The organism is Nonomuraea sp. NPDC051941 (assembly GCF_044593615.1).
The window spans coordinates 121,715-140,598 of the sequence record NZ_JBIUCF010000011.1 but is presented as its reverse complement, the minus strand read 5'-3'; the positions used below and the strand labels follow the sequence as shown (position 1 = coordinate 140,598).

Sequence of the window (18,884 nt, the reverse complement as noted above, 5' to 3'; positions counted from 1 at the left end):
AGTGAGACCGAAATGCCCCTCGACGAGGCCAAGGACGAGCTGCTCCAGCGAGCCGCGGAAAGTTGCGCGGCGAGCAGCGAACATGTGGGCCCCGAGGAGGCCCTGTCCTTCCTCCGGTTCTACTACCGGCACGTCGCGCCGGAGGACCTGCTCGACCGCAACCCCGTTGACGTGTACGGCCCCGCGATGTCGCAGCGGCAGCTGGCCGAGGTCCGCCCCCAGGGCCGGGCGGTCGTCCGCGCCTACACCCCCACGCTGGACGAGAACGGCTGGGACCCGGGCCACTCGGTCGTCGAGGTGGTCACGGACGACATGCCGTTCCTCGTCGACTCCGTCACGATGGAGCTCGACCGCCACGACCTGGGCATCCACCTGCTGGTTCACCCCCAGATGCGGGTGCGCCGCGACATGACGGGCCGGATGCTCGGCCGCGGCCAGGAGGACGTCACCGGCCAGATGCTGGTCGAGTCGTGGATGCACATCGAGGTCGATCGGCAGGCCGATCCCGAGGCGCTCAAGGCGCTCGAAGCCGACCTGCAGCGGGTGCTCACCGACGTGCGCCACGCGGTCGAGGACTTCAGGAAGATGCGGGCGCTGGCCGTACAGACCGCCGAGGACCTGGGCATGAGCCCGCCGCCGCTGGAGCCCGCGGAGGTCGAGGACAGCATCGACCTGCTGCGCTGGCTCGCCGACGGGCACTTCACCTTCCTGGGCTACCGCGAGTACCGGCTCGAGCACACCGACGAGGGCGAGACGCTGCGGGCGCTGCCGGGCGCGGCGCTGGGCATCCTGCGCGACGACAAGGTCGGCTCGGAAAGCTTCTCGGCGCTGCCCGCCGAGGTGCGCGCCAAGGCGCGTGAGAAGCAGCTCGTGATCACCACCAAGGCCAACTCGAGGGCCACCGTCCACCGGGCGACCTACCTCGACTACATCGGCGTCAAGATCTTCTCGCCCGAGGGCGAGGTGATCGGCGAGCGGCGCTTCCTGGGCCTGTTCACGCACGTGGCGTACAACGAGTCGATCTCCAGGATCCCCGTGCTCCGCCGGAAGCTGGCGGAGGTGCTGGACAGGGCCGGGCTGGCGCCCGACAGCCACGACGGCAAGGACCTGATCGAGATCCTCGAGACGTTCCCGCGCGACGAGCTCTTCCAGACCTCGATCGACCAGCTCCTGCCGATCGCGCTGGGCGTGCTGCGGCTGCGCGAGCGCAAGCAGGTCAAGCTCTTCCTGCGCCGCGACGACTACGGCCGCTACATCTCCTGCCTGATCTACCTGCCGCGCGACCGCTACACCACCAAGGTGCGGCTGAAGATGCAGGAGGTGCTGCTGAAGGCCCTGGGCGGCAAGTCGCTCGACTACAGCGCGATGATCGGCGAGTCGGTGCTGGCCCGGCTGCACGTGGTCGTGCGGGGCGAGCGGGGCAAGCAGCTCCCGCCGCCGAGCGTGGACGTCGAGGAGTTGGAGGCGCGGCTGGCCGCCCTGACCCGCTCCTGGGAGGACGACCTGGCCACCGAGCTGGGGCGGAGGACCGCCGAGGACGAGGCGCCCGCGCTCATCAAGCGGTACGCCTCCGCGTTCCCCGAGGGTTACAAGGCGGACTTCCCGCCCAAGGTGGCGGTCGTGGACCTGCGCCGCCTGGAGGACCTCGTGGCCGTGGGCGACGGCGCGGAGGTGGACATCAACCTCTACGAGCCGTACGACGCGGCCGAGGGGGAGCGGCGGCTCAAGATCTACAAGGTCGGCTCGCCCATCTCGCTCTCCGAGGCGCTGCCGCTGATCCAGCGGCTCGGCGTGGAGGTCGTGGACGAGCGGCCGTACGAGATCGACCGCGACAACGACCCCAACACCAAGAACGCCTGGATCTACGACTTCGGCCTGCGGTACACGCCGACGGAGGAGGTCGGCAGGGACGATTTCAAGCGGCTGTTCCAGGACGGGCTCAGCGCCCTCTGGAAGGGGCAGATCGAGGCCGACGACTTCAACTCGCTCATCCTGAGCGCCGGGCTGACCTGGGAGCAGGTCGAGATCCTCCGGGTGTACGCCAAGTACCTGCGCCAGGCCGGGGGCACGTTCTCGCAGACCTACATGGAGCGGGTGCTGGCCGGGAACGTGCGGCTGGCGCGGCTGCTGGTGAGCTTCTTCGAGGCCAAGCTCGATCCGCGGCGCGGCGAGGACGTGCGGCTCGATCTCGCCGAGGCGCTCAACGAGGAGATCCTGGGCGCGCTCGACGAGGTGGCCTCGCTGGACGAGGACCGGATCCTGCGGGCGTACCTGGAGATGATTCAGGCGACATTGCGCACGAATTACTTCCAAACGGTCGATGGACACCGCAAACCGTACATATCCCTCAAATTCGACCCGCAGGCGATCAGCGTCCTGCCGCTGCCGCGGCCAAAGTACGAAATATTCGTCTATTCGCCGCGGGTCGAGGGCGTGCATCTGCGCTTCGGGAAAGTGGCGCGGGGCGGGCTGCGGTGGTCGGACCGGATGGAGGACTTCCGTACGGAGATTCTCGGCCTGGTAAAGGCGCAGATGGTGAAAAACACCGTCATCGTCCCCACTGGGTCTAAAGGCGGATTTGTCGTTAAACAGCCGCCTGTGTCCGGAACGCGCGAGGAGATGCTCGTCGAAGGCGTCGCCTGCTACCGGACGTTCATCTCCGGCCTGCTCGACGTGACCGACAACCTCGTGGACGGCAAGGTCGTGGCGCCGCCCGACGTGGTCAGGCACGACGGCGACGACACCTACCTCGTGGTCGCCGCCGACAAGGGCACCGCGACCTTCTCCGACATCGCCAACAGCGTGGCCAAGGAGTACGGCTTCTGGCTGGGCGACGCGTTCGCCTCCGGCGGCTCGATCGGCTACGACCACAAGGCCATGGGCATCACCGCCCGCGGAGCCTGGGAGTCGGTCAAGTACCACTTCCGGACCACGGGCCTGGACGTGCAGAGCACCGACTTCACGGTGGCCGGCATCGGCGACATGTCCGGCGACGTGTTCGGCAACGGCATGCTGCTGTCCCGCCACATCCGGCTGGTGGCCGCCTTCGACCACCGGCACATCTTCGTCGACCCCTCGCCCGACGCGGCCGCCTCGTACGCGGAGCGGCAGCGCCTCTTCGAGCTGCCGCGCAGCTCCTGGGAGGACTACGACGCCAAGCTGATCTCGGCCGGCGGCGGCATCTTCCCCCGCACGGCCAAGTCCATCCACATCACGCCGCAGATGCGCGAGGCGCTCGGCATCCCCGCCGGGGTCACCTCCCTGGCCCCCAACGACCTGATCAGCGCCATCCTTCGGGCCCCCGTCGACCTGCTGTGGAACGGCGGCATCGGCACCTACGTCAAGGCCGGCTCCGAGTCCAACGCGGACGTGGGCGACAAGGCCAACGACGGGTTGCGGGTCAACGCCGCGGACCTGCGCTGCAAGGTCATCGGCGAGGGCGGCAACCTGGGGTTCACCCAGCTCGCCCGCATCGAGTTCGCGCTGAACGGCGGGCTGGTCAACACCGACTTCATCGACAACTCGGCCGGGGTCGACACCTCCGACCACGAGGTGAACATCAAGATCCTGCTCGACCAGGTCGTCCGCGACGGCGAGCTGACCGACAAGCAGCGCAACCAGGTCTTCACCTCGATGACCGACGAGGTCGCCGACCTGGTGCTGCGTGACAACTACGCGCAGAACGTGGTCCTCGCCGCGGCCCGCACCCAGTCCGTCGAGATGCTCCACATCCACTCCCGCTACCTGCGCCGCCTCGAACGGGACGGCCTGGTCAACCGGGAGCTGGAGTTCCTGCCCTCGGACAAGACGCTGGCCGAGCGTCGCCAGGCCAGGCTCGGCCTGACCGCGCCCGAGTTCTCCGTCCTGCTGGCCTACACCAAGCTGGTCGCCGACGCCGAGCTGCTGGGCTCCGACCTGCCCGACGACCCCTATCTGGCCTCGTGGCTGGTGTCGTACTTCCCGTCCGCGCTGCGCGAGCGCTTCCGCCCCTACATGGACGCCCACCCGCTGCGGCGCGAGATCATCACCACCTGCGTGGTGAACGAGCTGGTCAACTCCATGGGCACCACGTTCATGTACCGCTTCGGGGAGGAGACCGGGGCCTCGACCCCCGACATCGTGCGTGCCTACCTCGTGGCGCGCGAGGTGTTCGACCTGCCCAGCTTCCACCGGGCCGTGGAGGCGCTGGACAACAAGGTCGACACGGCCACCCAGATCGCCATGCTGCTGGAGGCCCGCAAGCTGGCCGAGCGCGGCACCCGCTGGCTGCTGGTCAACCGCCGCCCGCCGCTGGACCTGGCAGGGTCGGTCGCCTTCTTCGTGAAGGGCGTCAACGGCCTGCTGACCCACATCCCCAAGCTGCTGACCGGGCCCGACCTGGCCGCCTACGAGGAGCGCCGCGACTCGTTCGTGGCCAGGGGGGTGCCACTGGAGCTGGCCGAACGGGCGGCCGCCATGGTGCCCGCGTACTCCATGCTGGACCTGGTGGAGGTGGCGTCGCTGACGGGCCGCCCGGTCGCCGAGGTGGCGGAGGTCTACTTCGACCTGGCGGACCGGCTCCAGCTGGCCCGCCTCCGGGAGCGCATCATCGCGCTGCCCCGGGACAACCGCTGGAACTCGATGGCCCGCTCCGCCCTGCGCGACGACCTCTATGCCGCGCACGCCTCGCTGACCCGCGACGTGCTGGCCCACAGCACGCCGGGGCTGCCGCCGGAGGAGCGGCTGGCCCGGTGGTCGGAGGCCAACTCGGCGGCGGTCTCCAGGGCGCGGCAGACGCTCTCGGAGATCTGGGAGAGCGACCACTTCGACCTGGCCACCCTGTCGGTCGCGCTGCGGGCGATCCGGACCCTGGTGGCGGCCAGCAACCTCCCGCACACGGAGGCGTAGCCAGGCCGCGCCGCGGCGACGGCCCGGCCGCCGTGCTTACAGCGGCCGGGGCCCGGCCGCCGTGCGCACGGCGGTCTGGGTCCGGCCCGGCTGCTGTGTCTACGGCGGCCCGGGCCTGGGCTCGGCCGTGCCCCGCTGGTGCGCCCGGAGCGCCGCGTGGCGTGGGGCGCCTTCCAGGGCGCTCCAGGGGGTCACCAGCTCCCGTTCGCCAGTACCTGCCGGAGGCGGGTCGCCAGCGCGGCCCGGTCCACCCCTGCCAGGGTGAGCGCGCGGGGCACGGTGCCGAGCTCGGCCTCCAGGATCCCGAGCACCAGGTGGCCGGGCCTGAGGTCCTTCTTGCCCGTGGCGGAGGCGAAGCCGCGTTCGAGGGAGAGCCGTCCCGAGGCCCCCAGGTTCAAGCGCCGGTCCGGGTCGGGGGTCGGCGCCGGGAGGCCGAACGAGGCGGCCGACACCCCGGCCGTGCCCAGGCTGTGCTCGAACTCCCGGTCCAGCGCGTCGCGGATCGCCTGGCGGTCCAGCCCCGCCGAGGTCAGGACCTCGCGGGCGGCGGTGTCCTCCTGGGCGGCGATGCCCAGGAGCAGGTGGTGCGCCTCTATCGCGGCGGACCCGTCCTGCCTCGCCTCGGTCTGGCCGTGCAGGATGACGGCCTGGATGTAGTGGTCGATCGCGCTCACTGTCGTCTCCTCAGCGTGACGCCGGCGGCGATGAGCCGCTTGACGTGCTTCTTGTGCACCGCTTGACGGGTGACTCCGAGCGCCTCGGCGACCTGCGGCCAGCTCCAGCCGGCCCGCATCGCCTGCTCGACGGCGGCGTCCTCCAGCTGATCAGCCAGGCGCCGCAGTGCAACCACGGCCGCCAGAGCGTCAGCGGGCTCCTGGGGTTCGGGAATGTCGGCCGACATGCAAGCAACCATAGTTGCCTACAGGCGAATTAGTCAACTCAAGTTGCTACTGGCCCGAGGCGCGTGTCAGGGCGCCGTCGTGGGCGATGACGTCGGCGGCGGCGGGGGCCTTCAGGGGAGGCACCACGGTGGCGTACTGGTGCGTCTCGATCAGTCGCAGCGTCTTGCGCACCTTCGGTTTGTCGAGCGCCCATTGGGCCGGCTCGGGCACCGAAATCCCCTCGTCCTCGGCCGCCTTCGTCACGGCGGTCGTGGTCGACGTCCGCGACAGCGAATACTGGATCAGCGCCCCGCCGTCCTTGGTCCGCAGCGAGTACACAGGGAAGTTGTCGGCGCTGAAGATCGAGTCGTAGCTGTAACCGCCTTGCTCTTTACTGTTCTTGAGAACATCCCGCAGATGGGCGATCTGCGCGGCCACCTCGGTCGTGTACGGCCCCGGCGCGAGCAGCCCGGCCGTGGGCCCGGCCGCCCCGGTCTCGGCCACGCTGGCGTGCACCGGACCCATGAACTGCGGGCTGATCGTGACCGTCTTGTCGTCGGGCGCCACCGCGGTCGCGTAGCCGTCGGCGTCGAGCTGGATCTCCGGCACCTCCTGCCTGGGCAGGAGCTCGGCCGCGGAGCTGAGCCGCCACCGGTCGGCGGACCTGGCGAACGTCAGCAGGGTCGGGCTGCCGTCGCGCGTCACCAGCGCGCTGAACCAGGGCGCCTGCTCCGTCGGCGCGAACCTCGGCACGAACAGCTTCGGCGTCCCCCACCTGTAGCGGGGCGGCGCGAAGTCATGCGACAGGAACGCCGCCGCGGTCAGCGGCGACTGCCCGCCCGTCACGACGTCCTTCAGCTCCATGTCCAGGCGTCCCTGGAACTCGCTCGGAGCCCGCAGCGTGTCGTCGGTGGCCGTGAACTTGAAGAACTCCTCCGTGGCCTCGGCCTGGGTGACGGCCGTCATGGCGGCGGAGGGCGAGGGGGACGCGGACGCCGACGAGGTCGCGGCCGCCTTGGACGGCTCGGCCGGGGCATTGCCCGTGCAGGCGGTCGCCGCGGCCAGTACGCCGGCGGCGAGCGCCAGCACCTTCCGCCGACCGTATGCACGCACCTCGCCATGTTATTCGCGACCGCAGGGCGACGGGCCCTCCGGTGCCCGAACAGAAGCCGCCTTTTGACGACGTGGGCGGGATGGGGGGCGCAGCCCTCCGGGGGAAGTAGGCTTGGGAGACGTGGCAGGCATCGATCCGGCAGAAGAGATCAACGAGCTCGCGGGCACGCTCCGCAGCATCCAGGACGTGCTCGACCTCGACGCGATGCGCAAGCAGATCGAGGAGCTGGAGCAGCAGGTTGCCGCACCGGACCTGTGGGACGACCCCGACCAGGCGCAGAAGGTCACCAGCAAGCTCTCGCACCTCCAGGGTGAGCTCAACCGCGTCGAGGGCGTCGCGCGCCGCCTCGACGATCTCAACGTCCTCTACGAGCTGGCGGCCGAGGAGGGTGACGACGACACGCGCGCCGAGGCCGACAAGGAGCTTGAGACGCTCAAGTCCGACATCGGGGCTCTGGAGGTGCGCACGCTGCTCTCGGGCGAGTACGACGCCCGTGAGGCGCTCGTCACGATCAACTCCCAGGCGGGCGGGGTCGACGCCGCCGACTGGGCCGAGATGCTGCTGCGCATGTATCTGCGCTGGGCCGAACGCAAGGGCTACTCGACCGAGGTCTACGACACCTCCTACGCGGAGGAGGCCGGCATCAAGTCGGCCACGTTCACGATCAAGGCTCCCTACGCGTACGGCACGCTCCGTGGCGAGCACGGCACCCACCGGCTGGTCCGCATCAGCCCGTTCGACAACCAGGGCCGCAGGCAGACCTCGTTCGCCGGGGTCGACGTCGTGCCGGTCGTCGAGCAGACCGACCACATCGACATCATCGAGGACGAGATCCGCGTCGACGTCTACCGGTCGAGCGGCCCGGGCGGCCAGGGGGTCAACACGACCGACTCGGCGGTGCGCATCACGCACCTCCCGAGCGGCATCGTCGTCTCCTGCCAGAACGAGCGCTCGCAGCTCCAGAACCGCGCCACCGCCATGAACGTCCTGCAGGCCAAGCTGCTGGAGCGTAAGCGGCAGGAGGAGGCGGAGAAGATGTCGGAGCTGCGCGGCGCCACCACGACGTCCTGGGGCACGCAGATCCGCAACTACGTGCTGCACCCGTACCAGATCGTGAAGGATCTACGCACGGCGACCGAGGCGGGCAACCCGTCGGCCGTGCTCGACGGCGACCTCGATGAGTTCATCGAGTCCGAGATCCGCTGGATGCGCCGCCAGGAGTCGGGGACCGCCGACTAGAGCCCGCTCAGGTGCTTGAGCACCAGGCTCACGAAGAGCAGGACGACCAGTAGCAGGGCGATCAGAGCGGGTGACAGCCCGGCGAAGCCGTGCTGGTGCATCCGCTCCCTGCTGGCTCGGCAGGTGGGGCAGCGTCCCTCGATCACAGGGTGGGCGCACTGCGCGCATACGAGGTGTTCACAACTCATGACAGCCCCAAGTCTAGCCGCACAATCGTTTTGTTTCCGTTATGGACTTTCCATGCCAGTCTTCCCCCTAGACTGTCGTCTGGCCAATCGGAACGTCGATCAACAGTAAAGACCGCGTAACCCGATCGGCCGGTGGCGGGAAGTGGGCATGTGCCACCCTCGCTTCCGTCCTGACCCCTAGACTGGCATGCCGTGATGCTCTCGTGATCCATTTCGATAATGTCACCAAGGTCTACGCGAACCAGAACCGGCCCGCCCTCGACCACGTGTCCGTAGACGTGGACAAGGGCGAGTTCGTGTTCCTCGTCGGTCCCTCGGGATCAGGCAAGTCCACGTTCCTGCGTCTGGTCCTCAAGGAGGAGCGGCCCAACTCCGGTGCGATCCATGTCGCCGGCAAGGACCTGGCCCGCCTCTCCAACTTCAAGGTGCCGCACCTGCGCCGCCGTATCGGCTGCGTGTTCCAGGACTTCAGGCTGCTCCCGAACAAGAACGTCTACGAAAACGTGGCGTTCGCTCTCGAGGTCATCGGAAAGCCCCGGCGGTTCATCCGCAAGGTGGTGCCCGAGGTCATCGAGCTGGTCGGCCTGGAAGGCAAGGCCCACCGCATGCCCGACGAGCTGTCCGGCGGCGAGCAGCAGCGCGTCGCCATGGCCCGCGCGTTCGTCAACCGGCCGATGATCCTGCTGGCCGACGAGCCCACGGGCAACATCGACCCCGCGACGAGCATCGGCATCATGAAGGTGCTCGACCGCATCAACAGGACTGGCACCACGGTCGTCATGGCCACGCACGACGCGGCCATCGTCGACTCCATGCGCAAGCGCGTGGTGGAGCTGGAGGACGGCAAGATCGTCCGTGACCAGTCGCGTGGCGTGTACGGCCAGGCGTACTGACAGGGAGCTGCAGACAGAACATGCGGGCGAATTTCATCTTCTCCGAGGTCTGGATCGGCCTCCGTCGCAACCTGACCATGACGATCGCGGTGGTGATCACCGTGGCGGTCGGCATGGCGATGCTGGGCGTCGGCTTGATGATCAACGCCCAGGTCGGCATGATGAAGGGCTACTGGGACGACAAGGTCGAGGTCTCGGTCTTCTTGTGCACCAAGGGCTCGGCCATGGAGTCCTGCAAGGGCAAGGAGGTCTCCAACGCCCAGAAGGAGGCCCTCAACACCCTGATCAAGGGCACCCCCGGGGTCAAGGAGGTGTTCTTCGAGGACCAGTCGGCGGCGTACCAGAACTTCCAGAAGCTGTACGCGACCAACAAGGCCCTGGTGAGCACCGCCAAGGTCGAGGACATGCCGCAGTCGTTCCGTATCAAGGTGGCAGACCCCAACAACTACAAGGCCGTCGTGCAGGCCCTTCAGGGGCAGCCGGGCGTGTCGCAGGTGCTGGACCAGGCCCAGTTGGTCGGTCCGTTCTTCGAGATGCTCGACAAGCTCGCGTTCTACGCGCTCGCGGTGGCCATCATCCTGGTGCTGGCGGCGGCGCTGCTGATCGGCAACACGGTACGGCTCTCGGCGTTCAACCGGCGTAGAGAAACGGGCATCATGCGCCTGGTCGGCGCGTCCAATCTCTACATCCAGCTCCCGTTCGTCATGGAAGGCGTCATCGCCGGCCTGATCGGCGGGGTGTTCGCGGCGGTCATCCTGATCGTCACGAAGGTCTTCCTCTTCGAGGAGCTCGGGCGCTACCTGGGCGACGCCACCGCGCAGCTGGGCTGGAACGATGTGGCCCAGACCATCACCATCACCATGGTCATCGGTGTGGTCATCTGTGTGCTGGCATCGTTCGTGACGCTCCGACGCTACCTGAGGGTCTAGGGATCGCCGGTAAAGTCGAAGCATGCCACGTGAGACCGGGCGTAAGGTCATCGCCCAGAACAAGCGTGCCAGGCACGACTACCTCCTCGAGGACACGTTCGAGGCGGGTCTCGTGCTCCAGGGCACCGAGGTGAAGTCGCTGCGTGAGGGCCGCGCCTCGCTCGTCGACGGCTACGCCAGCATCGACGGCGACGAAGCGTGGCTGCTCAACGTCCACATCCCCGAATACTCCCAGGGGACGTGGACCAACCACGCCGCCCGCCGCAAGCGCAAGCTGCTGCTGCACCGCAAGGAGATCGACAAGCTCGCCGCCAAGACGAAGGAGGGCGGGCTCACGATCGTGCCGCTGACGCTCTACTTCAAGGACGGCAGGGCCAAGGTCGAGATCGCGCTCGCCCGGGGCAAGAAAGACTGGGACAAGCGGCAGTCGCTGGCCGAGCAGCAGGCGAAGCGGGAGATGGCCCGGGCCCTGCGGCACCGCAACCGATGAGACGGCGGCACCGCACCCCATGACACGCGCTCGCCGCATCCTCTCCGCGGCCGCCACCCTGGCGGTCGCGAGCACGACCCTGACCGGCTGCTTCGAGGAGCCCTCACCGCACGACGCGGTGCGGGACTTCCTCGTGGGCTGGCAGTCGGGCGACTACGAGCTCGCCGCCGGCCGCACCGACGGCGATCAGGCCACCGTGCGCAAGACGCTGTCCGACGCCAAGCTGGAGCTCGACGCGGCCTCCTTCCGCTTCAAGATCAAGAGTCTCAGCATGACGGGCGAGGAGGCGAAGGCCGACTTCCGCGCCGAGGTCGACCTGGGGGAGAACAACCCCCTCTGGGAGTACGACGGGCTGCTCCCGCTCCACCTCGTGGACGGCACCTGGAAGGTGCGCTGGTCGCCTTCGGTGCTGCATCCACAGCTCAAGGAGGGGCAGCGGTTCGCCGTCGACACCGACCCGAGGCCGCGCAAGCCGATCGTCGACCGCACGGGCGAGCCGCTGCAGGGCAACACCGTGTTCTACAGCGCGGGTGTCTACCCGGCCAAGCTCGGCGACAAGGCGGAAGAGGTCGCCGCCAAGCTGTCCAAGATCACCGACTACGCGCAGGACCGCCTGCTGAGCCGCATCAGGTCGTCGCCGCCCGACAAGTTCGTGCCGCTGGTCACGTTCGGCCGCTCGCGCTACCAGACGATGCAGTCGAAGCTCGACGCCATCGACGGGATCGAGACCGTGCAGCAGGATCAGCCGGTCAACCCCGAGCCGCCGCAGCAGATCGTCGGCAGCGTCAGCGCGCTCACCCCCGAGACCGAGCAGAAGCTCGGCGGGCCCGAGCGGGCCGGTGACTCGGTCGGCAGGAGCGGCCTCCAGCAGGCCTACCAGGACTACCTGACCGGTTCGACGCAGACCAAGGTGATCACGCTCGACCTGAAGACCGGCAAGCAGGTCGCCCTGCTGAAGGAGTGGCGGGGCCGGGAGAACGTCTCGGTGAAGACCACCATCGACCGGTCCGTCCAGGCGGCGGCCGAGCAGGCGCTGGGCGACACGGAGGCCAGCCTGCTGGTGGCGGTGCAGCGCGACACCGGTCAGATCCTCGCGGTCGGGTCCCAGGGCGAGCTGACCCGGCAGAAGGACCTGAACCAGGAGATGGGCGCGCTGGCCGGCCGCTTCCCCGCGGGCACGGCGTTCTCGATCGTGGCCGCGAACGCGCTGCTCAAGAAGGACGTCAGCCCGAAGCTACGGCTGGCCTGCCCGGACGAGCGCACGGTCGGCGGCGCCAAGTTCGTGCAGGCCGCGGAGTCCACCGGGGTCACGCCCTCGGCCACCTTCCAGGAAAACTTCGCCAAGGGCTGCGTCACCGCGCTGGCCTCGCTGGCCCGCCGCGTCACGGCCGACGACCTGTCCGGGAGCGCCAAGGCGTTCGGCGTGGGCCAGCCGTGGCGGCTGCCGCTCAAGTCGTTCAGCGGCGCGCTGCCGCAGCTGGCCGGCGACGCCGACAAGGCCAAGGCCATCGCGGGCCAGAACGTCGAGGTCAGCCCGCTCGGCATGGCGCTGGTGGCCGCCGCGGTCGCCTCGGGCACCTGGCGTCCGCCGGTGCTGGTCACCGACCCCAGGTCGCCCGACCCGACGGTGGAGGCCGCGCAGGCCCCGCAGCCCGCCCCCGTACCCGTCGATCCCAAGGTCCTCGCGACGCTGAAGCGGATGATGGCGGCCGGGGCGACCAGCACGCCCGCCCAGGCGGGCAAGGGCAGGGTCTACGGCGTGACGGCCACGGCAGGCAATCAGCTGAAGTGGTTCGTGGGCTGGCAGGGGGACGTGGCGGTCGCCGTGCTGGCGCGCAACCACGACGCCGGAGCGGTCGCGGGCAGCTTCTTCTCGGCCCTTCGGAACTCTCCGTGAAATTGTCGTCACGCTGAGCAACCATTCGAGGGTCCGGCTGCGTCTTACTGAGTGACTGGACCCGCTCGGGGGGTTGCGGATCCAGTCGCCGTGATGAGATCAGGACTTCATCTCGGGGGAAGTCCTGCCGTCCGGACCGGCTCGACCCTGCCGGTCGGCCCCCGGGAGCGCGCGCCGCTGAGCCGCGCTCCCGGGGGTTTCGTCATGGGGAATCAAGTTGGCGTTGGGGGCGTTGTTCCCTGTAGATTCTTGTTGCTCACCTCCGCGGAGGTGTGTTGACAACTGCACAGGGGGTGACTGGCTTCGACTTCGACTTTGCAAGCCAGGTGAAGCGGGCCGAGGACTGCGGACATAACCTCGTTAATCCTGTGACCGCAAACAACAAGTGCCAATTCTAAGCGCACTGTGGCTGCCCAGGATTCCCTGGGCCTCGCTGCCTAAGTAGCGAAACCACTGTCAGCCCGGGAGTGCCTTCGGCCCGGTGTCTGGCATCGTTAGAAGGCTCAACCGCTCGACCCGGCCACGGGGGAGAGCGGGAAATCAAACAGTGGCTGGGCCCGTCGGCGACTCGCCTGCGTGATCGCCGGGGCCGAGAAAAGCACAGCAGGCTGCGCCCGGAGAAGCCCTGACTTGGGGTTGAAGGACGCGGGTTCGATTCCCGCCACCTCCACACCATCAGACCGCCTCTGATCTGCCGAGACCTCGGCAGGCAGGGGCGGTTTTTTGTGTTCAGGGGCCCCAATGTCCTCAGGGGCCTCAAGGTCCTCAAGGCGACAAGGGCGCCTCAGGCCCCAGGGTCCGAGGTGTGAGCAGGGGCTCAGGGGCGCGCAGGGCCCGCGCTGTCGAGCCTCGTGCCCCGGCCTGACCACACGGCCGGGGGCTTTCCTTGGCAGGACGCTTGATGCCGCTTGGAGAGGGGCGTCGCGGGCCGGGGCCGCCGGATACAAGTGGCCCCAGGCCATTCCCAAGGTGCGAGTGCCAAGCTCCCTGGAGCACCCCGAGGGAGGCACCGTCGCGCTGTCGGCCGAGGTGGACGACGGCATTCCCTGGCTGGTGGACCACCGGATCCTGCTCAGCGAGCTGGAGAACGACATGCGGCCGGTGGCTCCGGAGGAGGCGCGGCGGGCCGCCGACGAGTTCCGGCGACGGCGCGGGCTCACCGGTCGTGCGCAGACCCTGCGGTGGCTGGCTGAGACGGGCATGTCGGAGGACGCCTTCTGGAGCCACGTCAGAACGCAGGGCCTGATCGCCCGCGTCCGCGAGCGCTTCGCCGGTGAGCCGGCCCGTCGCCGTCTGGCCGAGCACCCGGAGGAGTTCACGGTGCGGCATGCGGTGTGGGTGATCGGGCCGGACGCCGATGAGCTGGGCGCCCTGCTGGACGGGCCGGAGCCGGGTTTCCACGCGCGGGCGATGGCCGCGCTGCCCGGGAGCCCGGCATCCGGACGGCGCGGGATGCGGTTGCAGGCCGCCGTCGCGCTCACCCCGGAGCTGCCCGAGCCCCTGCGGGCGCTGCCCGAACAGGCCTCGGCCGGGCCCGTTCCGTACGACGGCGGCTATCTGGCGGGGGTCGTCCACGAGGTCGTCCCGCCCGATCCCGAGGCTCCCGAGGTGCTGGATGCGGCGTTCCAGGCGTGGCTGGACGAGCGGCGGCGCACGTCGGAGGTCCGGTGGTTCTGGTTGTGAGAAGGCGCCCGCGGAGCGCCGGCGCTCACCTTCGCTGACAACATTTGGTACCGCTGACACCGCAGACCGTAACCAACGCGTGTTTTACATGTGCTTAGGTGGGTCTCTGACATTTTGCGGGCCGGAGTGAGGGTAAAGGGTGTCAAGGTACGGCTGGCGTCACTCGGTGTTCGCGCCTGTGGTGGGTGTGGTGTTCTCCGCGCTGCTGATGGCGGCCGGAATGGTGGAGGCTCTGCTGGTGTCCGTGGGCGCGACCACGGCCCCCGTGGCAGCGGAGCTTGTGGTCACGCTGATCATCGCGGTTTTCCTGACCGCGGTGCTCAGGATCGTCAGGGCAGTTCCGGACATCCGGCGTGAGAACGCCGCGACGGCTCGGGCCGTGTCGAACGTTCAGGCGGTGAAGCCGACGGACGACACGCTGGTGGCACGGCGGCTCAAGCTGTTCAGGGAGGCGGCCGACGCAGGGAACGACTGCGAGGCGGTGCTGAGCGCGCGGTCCGCGCTGGACGAGAGCGAGATGGCCAACAAGCACCATCTCGACCACGCGCTCATCTGGGCGCTGCCGGTCTTCGGGTTCATCGGCACCGCGCTGACGATGGGCGCGATGGTCAACTCGTTCTCGAACGCCCTGGACCGCGAGGGCGACCCCGGGGTGCTGATCGCCGCGCTCAAGCAGCACGTGCTGCCCGAGCTGGCCTCCGCGTTCGGCGTCACGCTGATCGCGCTGTTCCTGAGCGTGCTGGCGTTCAGCGCGATGGCCCTGGTCGAGCGGGGCGAGCGGGCCAACGTGGTGGCCGCCGACGAGGTGTTCCTGATCTACATCGCGCGGCTGCCCGCCAAGCAGGCGGCCCCCGCCATGCACGGGCTCACCCAGGAGCTGGCCCAGTCCAGGGGCCGGACCGAGGAGCTCGTCAAGGGCCTGGACGCGCTGCGTACGGCGGTGGAGCGGCTGAGCGCGGCCGAGAGCCGCCCGCAGAAGTACACGCTGGTGAGGGAGCCGTGAGGCGGCGGCCCGCCCGATCGTTCGCCCCGCCGCTCGATCTGCGCTTCATCGACCTGTTCATGGCCATCGTCCTGGCGCTGTCGTTCGTCGCGATCATGCTGACCGTCGTCGCGCGGATGCTCCCGACGGACACCCCCGCGACTCCTCCGCGCCAGGAGAGGAGCGTCGCCCAGCTGAAGAAGCAGCTCGACGCGGCCGTGGAGGCCAAGCGGAAGGCCGAGACGGAGCTGCGTACCACGCAGCGGCAGATCGCCGACCAGACCGCCTTCGCGCTGCCCTGGTGGCTGATCGGGTTCTGCGCTCTGCTCGGCGTGCTCGCCGTCTTCATGGGCTGGCGGATCCGGCTGTGGAACAAGGGGAATCTGCCGCGCCTGCGAAGCTGGCTGCTGGTCACCCTGGTGGTGGCCGTGGTCACGGCGGTGATCAGGTCGCTGAGCGACGGCGACGGCTATCTGCTGCTCGCCGAGATCCCCTGGTGGGCCGCCGACGCGCTCTGTCTCGGGCTGATACTGGTCTCGTACGTGCTGATCTCCGTCATCCGGGAGAACCACACCACGCTCGGCGAGATCAAGGCCCGCTCGGCGCGCACCGAAGCCCGGTAAATACCGTCGCATCGGTGCGAAAGGCCCGGTAGGGTCCGGACCAGACTGGCCGCGGGACTCAGGTACGACTTCCGGAACCCGCCTGTACAGCGATGCTTCGCAGCTCGTGCCCCCATTCCCCGGCCAGTCCGCCGACCCCCGGGGGAGCCCATGGAGACCTACGCCGACCTGATCGAGTGCGAGGACGTCCTGATCTTCGCGAACGCGGCCATCACCTCCACCGGCCAGCGCGAGTTCCACGGCACGGCCGGCGAGCAGCGGCTCTCCCTCGACTTCCTGCACCGCTACGTGCAGGGCAACTATCCCGACCTGTACGCCGCCGCCCTGGCGCTCGACATCAACGACCACAACGCCGCCCTGATCATCGCCAACCTGCTGAGCGGGCGCGCGGGCGACGGCCGGCTGATCGCCTGGCGGCTGGAACGGATGAGCCCGCCGAGGGTCTACCGGCTCTTCCGGCGCCTGCGCCGCGACGGCGTCAACAACCGGCGCACCAGGGCCGTCGTCCGCGACTGGCTCACCGGCCGCCCCGACCTGGCCTTCGACGCGGTCAAGTACCGCGCGCAGGTGAAGTCGGCGGTGCGCCACGCCCACCTGCGACTGCCGGGCGAGCTGGGCGACTTCCTGTTCGCGCCGTTCAGCCGGGCCCGCTACGAGACGCCCGTCCTGGAGGCGTGGCGCCGCGCGCACTTCGACAAGAGCGCCCTGTACGACCTCCCGTACACGGTCGCCGAGGGCTTCGCCGCCCGCCACGGCATCGGCAGGGAGATCTTCCTGGAGCGCATCGCGCCCCGGCTGACCAGGCTGGAGCGCCTGCGGCTGACGGAGTCCGCGAGCCGGGACAAGGTGGACACCGAGCCGGATCTGGCCGCGATGCCGCTGGTCAGGCTGGCCTCGTACATTCTGTCGCTGCGTGCCGACGTGCGCGCGAGCCGTCGCGCCGAGCTGGTGGGCGCGCTGCGGGCGGCGGCGGCCCGGGTGGCCGGGGCGCGGGCGGGCACGTGGGGGAGCGTCGCGGCGGTGCTGGACGACAGCTTCTCCTCGTTCGGCTCGCCGGTGAAGCGCCGCCGGCCGCTGGCGGTCGCGCTGGCCTGCCACTACCTGCTGGAGGCCCTGGCCGGCGACTACCGCGGCCTGTGGCTGTCGCGCCGGACCGACCCGCTCCAGGTGCGGCCGTACGGGCCGACGCCGCTGGGGCAGCGGATCCTCGACGCGCTCGAACACCGGCCCGGCCTGCTCGTCATCGTCTCCGACGGCTGGGACAACGCGCCGCCGGGGCTGGCGGGCGAGGTGCTGCGCGTGTGGCGGCGCAAGCTCGATCCCGGAGGCGAGGTGGGCATCGTGCACGTCAACCCGGTCTACGACGCCGACCGGTTCGACGTGCGGCGGCTGTCGCCCATGGTGCCGACGGCCGGCATCCGCGACGCCGAGGACCTGCCCGCGCTGGTGGAGCTGGCCCGGTTCGCGGAGGGGCGCACCGGGCTCGGGGAGCTGAGGACGTACCTGGAAGATCGGGCGGCACGGCGATGATGGATCTCACGGGGCTGGACACGCGGCCCGCGCAGACCTGGGGAGGGCTGCGGCTGGTGCCGCTCGTGCGCCGCGAGCCCGTCGAGGACCTGCGGCTGCACGCCAAGGTGTACGGCGACGAGCTGTCCATGGTCCACCTGCCGGACAAGACCCTCTACACGGCGTACATCCCGCACGCCTTCGTCGCGTCGTGGACCGGCGACGGGACCCCGGCGGCGGCCTACGGCACGCAGCTCGGGCAGCCGCTGCGCCACATGTGCATCAGGACCAGGCGCAGGATGGCCCGGCGGGTGGACAAGAACCGGCTCCGGTTCCTGCCGCTGCACCTGGCCGTGGAGGGATACCTCGCGCTGCACTTCGGCGGCCCCGTGGTCGCGTGGGAGGAGTGGTCGCGGCAGGCGCTCGTCCACGGGCTGTCCCCCCGCTCCGAGGAGGCCTACGCCGGGGCGGAGGTGCGCGGGCTGGAGGACGCGCTCAAGATCTTCGAGATCTACCCCGGGCAGTGCGGGCTGCTGCTGTACGCCGGTGACACGCTGGCCAGCGCTTTCGTGGTGCCGCACCCGGAGGACTACCGGGCGCTGCACCCGACGCTGGTCCGCGACATGTACGGCGAGCTGATCCACGACTATGCCCTGTTCTACCCCGCCAGGGACTTTCCCGCGGTGATCGACGAGAGCGCGGTCGCCTCGCTGGCCGACCTGCGGGCCGAGGCCGTACGCGCCGAGCGGGACTGGGCCGGCTTCCACGACTCGGTGATGGCAGCGGGCCTCCTCCGCGCCCCCGCGCGGGTGGAGGAGGTCTACCGGATGGGCGGGTTCACGCTGAGCCGGTTCCTGCCCGCGTTCGAGCGGAAGAGCGAGAACCACATCGGCGAGATGATCAACGACGCGGACGGGCGGACGGCCTACCTGAAGACGTTCAGGCTGTCGGAGGCGCAGGTCAGGCGTGGCCACCTGCTGAGCACGCTGGCCGAGCACGACTGGAGCCTGCCCGCCGCCGCGGAGAGCCTGCGGGTGAGCGCCGCCGAGCTGGGGCTGCGGCTGGAGCGGGCCGGGTTCGGGCACCTGCTGCGGCAGGACGTCCTGGACGGCTACCGCAAGGCGCTCAGTGAGCGCAGCCGGCGTACTCGTCGAGGCGGCGCAGCATCGCCGCCAGCATGAGCGGGAGCATCGCCACGTGCGCCGCCGTCATCATGGTCCCGGCGTCGATGGCGCCCAGCCAGAGCAAGGGGAACAGCGGCACCACCGGGACGAACATCGCGGCGCACATCTCCAGCGTCGAGGCCCAGCCGTGCCCGCGGATCCGCATCCACGCGGCCATGCCGATCGACATGTCGACCGCCATGACCAGGTACGCGAGCTCGGGCTGCTGCTCGTGGGAGAAGCCGATCCCCACGGCGGACTGCAGCATGCCGAGGGCCAGCATGCCGACGAACATGCCGACGAACATGGCGACGATCATCTCGACATAGTGAAGGGCGAACCTGCCCCAGCGGCGGCCGGTGCCGGTGTTTGTCGTTGTCATGCCTCGACTGTTGCCAGAGGGCCA

Annotated in this window: 15 protein-coding genes and 1 other RNA gene; 12 read left to right on the top strand and 4 right to left on the bottom strand. The window is 69.6% G+C overall.

The window, feature by feature from the left end:
• Positions 1-12: 12 nt before the first annotated feature.
• Positions 13-4,887: an NAD-glutamate dehydrogenase gene (locus ACIHFD_RS20310; RefSeq protein ID WP_397368239.1), complete on the top strand. Its 4,875-nt coding sequence runs from the start codon at positions 13-15 to the stop codon at positions 4,885-4,887.
• Between the two features lie 191 nt (positions 4,888-5,078).
• Here ACIHFD_RS20310 and ACIHFD_RS20305 read toward each other — a convergent pair whose 3' ends face one another.
• Genes ACIHFD_RS20305 through ACIHFD_RS20295 form a run of 3 tightly spaced genes read right to left on the bottom strand, consistent with a single transcriptional unit; the run spans position 5,079 to position 6,881 of the window.
• A complete protein-coding gene (locus ACIHFD_RS20305; protein ID WP_397368238.1) occupies positions 5,079-5,561 on the bottom strand; it encodes a Clp protease N-terminal domain-containing protein in 483 nt (160 codons plus the stop codon).
• The gene (locus ACIHFD_RS20300) at positions 5,558-5,788 is read right to left on the bottom strand and encodes a hypothetical protein (protein ID WP_394499368.1); all 231 of its coding nucleotides are present in this window, start codon (positions 5,786-5,788) and stop codon (positions 5,558-5,560) included. Before ACIHFD_RS20300 ends, ACIHFD_RS20305 begins: the two co-directional genes overlap by 4 nt.
• Before the next feature lie 46 nt (positions 5,789-5,834).
• On the bottom strand, positions 5,835-6,881 hold the full coding sequence (locus ACIHFD_RS20295) for a hypothetical protein (protein WP_397368237.1): 1,047 nt from the start codon (positions 6,879-6,881) through the stop codon (positions 5,835-5,837).
• 121 nt (positions 6,882-7,002) lie between these two features.
• On the opposite strand from ACIHFD_RS20295, the gene prfB reads away from it, so the two are divergent.
• The 11 genes from prfB (at position 7,003) to ACIHFD_RS20240 (ending at position 18,496) form a co-directional block, all read left to right on the top strand.
• Positions 7,003-8,121, top strand: a complete 1,119-nt coding sequence (gene prfB, locus ACIHFD_RS20290; protein ID WP_350728454.1) for a peptide chain release factor 2 — start codon at positions 7,003-7,005, stop codon at positions 8,119-8,121.
• A 391-nt stretch (positions 8,122-8,512) separates the two neighbouring features.
• The gene (gene ftsE, locus ACIHFD_RS20285) at positions 8,513-9,202 is read left to right on the top strand and encodes a cell division ATP-binding protein FtsE (RefSeq protein WP_020541427.1); all 690 of its coding nucleotides are present in this window, start codon (positions 8,513-8,515) and stop codon (positions 9,200-9,202) included.
• Positions 9,203-9,222: 20 nt separating this feature from the next.
• Positions 9,223-10,131: a permease-like cell division protein FtsX gene (gene ftsX / locus ACIHFD_RS20280; protein ID WP_355190861.1), complete on the top strand. Its 909-nt coding sequence runs from the start codon at positions 9,223-9,225 to the stop codon at positions 10,129-10,131.
• Positions 10,132-10,153: 22 nt separating this feature from the next.
• Positions 10,154-10,621: an SsrA-binding protein SmpB gene (smpB, locus tag ACIHFD_RS20275; protein WP_350728456.1), complete on the top strand. Its 468-nt coding sequence runs from the start codon at positions 10,154-10,156 to the stop codon at positions 10,619-10,621.
• A 19-nt stretch (positions 10,622-10,640) separates the two neighbouring features.
• Positions 10,641-12,518, top strand: coding sequence for a penicillin-binding transpeptidase domain-containing protein (locus ACIHFD_RS20270; protein ID WP_397368236.1), 1,878 nt, complete (start codon positions 10,641-10,643; stop codon positions 12,516-12,518).
• A 289-nt stretch (positions 12,519-12,807) separates the two neighbouring features.
• Positions 12,808-13,191, top strand: a transfer-messenger RNA (tmRNA) gene (gene ssrA, locus ACIHFD_RS20265).
• A 302-nt stretch (positions 13,192-13,493) separates the two neighbouring features.
• A complete protein-coding gene (locus tag ACIHFD_RS20260) occupies positions 13,494-14,201 on the top strand; it encodes a hypothetical protein (protein ID WP_397368235.1) in 708 nt (235 codons plus the stop codon).
• 166 nt (positions 14,202-14,367) lie between these two features.
• Positions 14,368-15,204, top strand: a complete 837-nt coding sequence (locus tag ACIHFD_RS20255; RefSeq protein ID WP_397368234.1) for a hypothetical protein — start codon at positions 14,368-14,370, stop codon at positions 15,202-15,204.
• On the top strand, positions 15,201-15,806 hold the full coding sequence (locus ACIHFD_RS20250) for a hypothetical protein (protein ID WP_397368233.1): 606 nt from the start codon (positions 15,201-15,203) through the stop codon (positions 15,804-15,806). The genes ACIHFD_RS20255 and ACIHFD_RS20250 overlap by 4 nt, the downstream gene beginning before the upstream one ends.
• Before the next feature lie 150 nt (positions 15,807-15,956).
• On the top strand, positions 15,957-17,336 hold the full coding sequence (locus ACIHFD_RS20245; protein ID WP_397368232.1) for a hypothetical protein: 1,380 nt from the start codon (positions 15,957-15,959) through the stop codon (positions 17,334-17,336).
• The gene (locus tag ACIHFD_RS20240) at positions 17,333-18,496 is read left to right on the top strand and encodes an ARPP-2 domain-containing protein (RefSeq protein WP_350728462.1); all 1,164 of its coding nucleotides are present in this window, start codon (positions 17,333-17,335) and stop codon (positions 18,494-18,496) included. Before ACIHFD_RS20245 ends, ACIHFD_RS20240 begins: the two co-directional genes overlap by 4 nt.
• Here the strand turns inward: ACIHFD_RS20240 and ACIHFD_RS20235 are convergent.
• Positions 18,441-18,860 carry a hypothetical protein gene (locus ACIHFD_RS20235; RefSeq protein WP_397368231.1) on the bottom strand — a complete coding sequence of 140 codons (420 nt, stop codon included), beginning with the start codon at positions 18,858-18,860 and terminating at the stop codon, positions 18,441-18,443. The genes ACIHFD_RS20240 and ACIHFD_RS20235 overlap by 56 nt on opposite strands.
• Positions 18,861-18,884 lie beyond the last annotated feature (24 nt).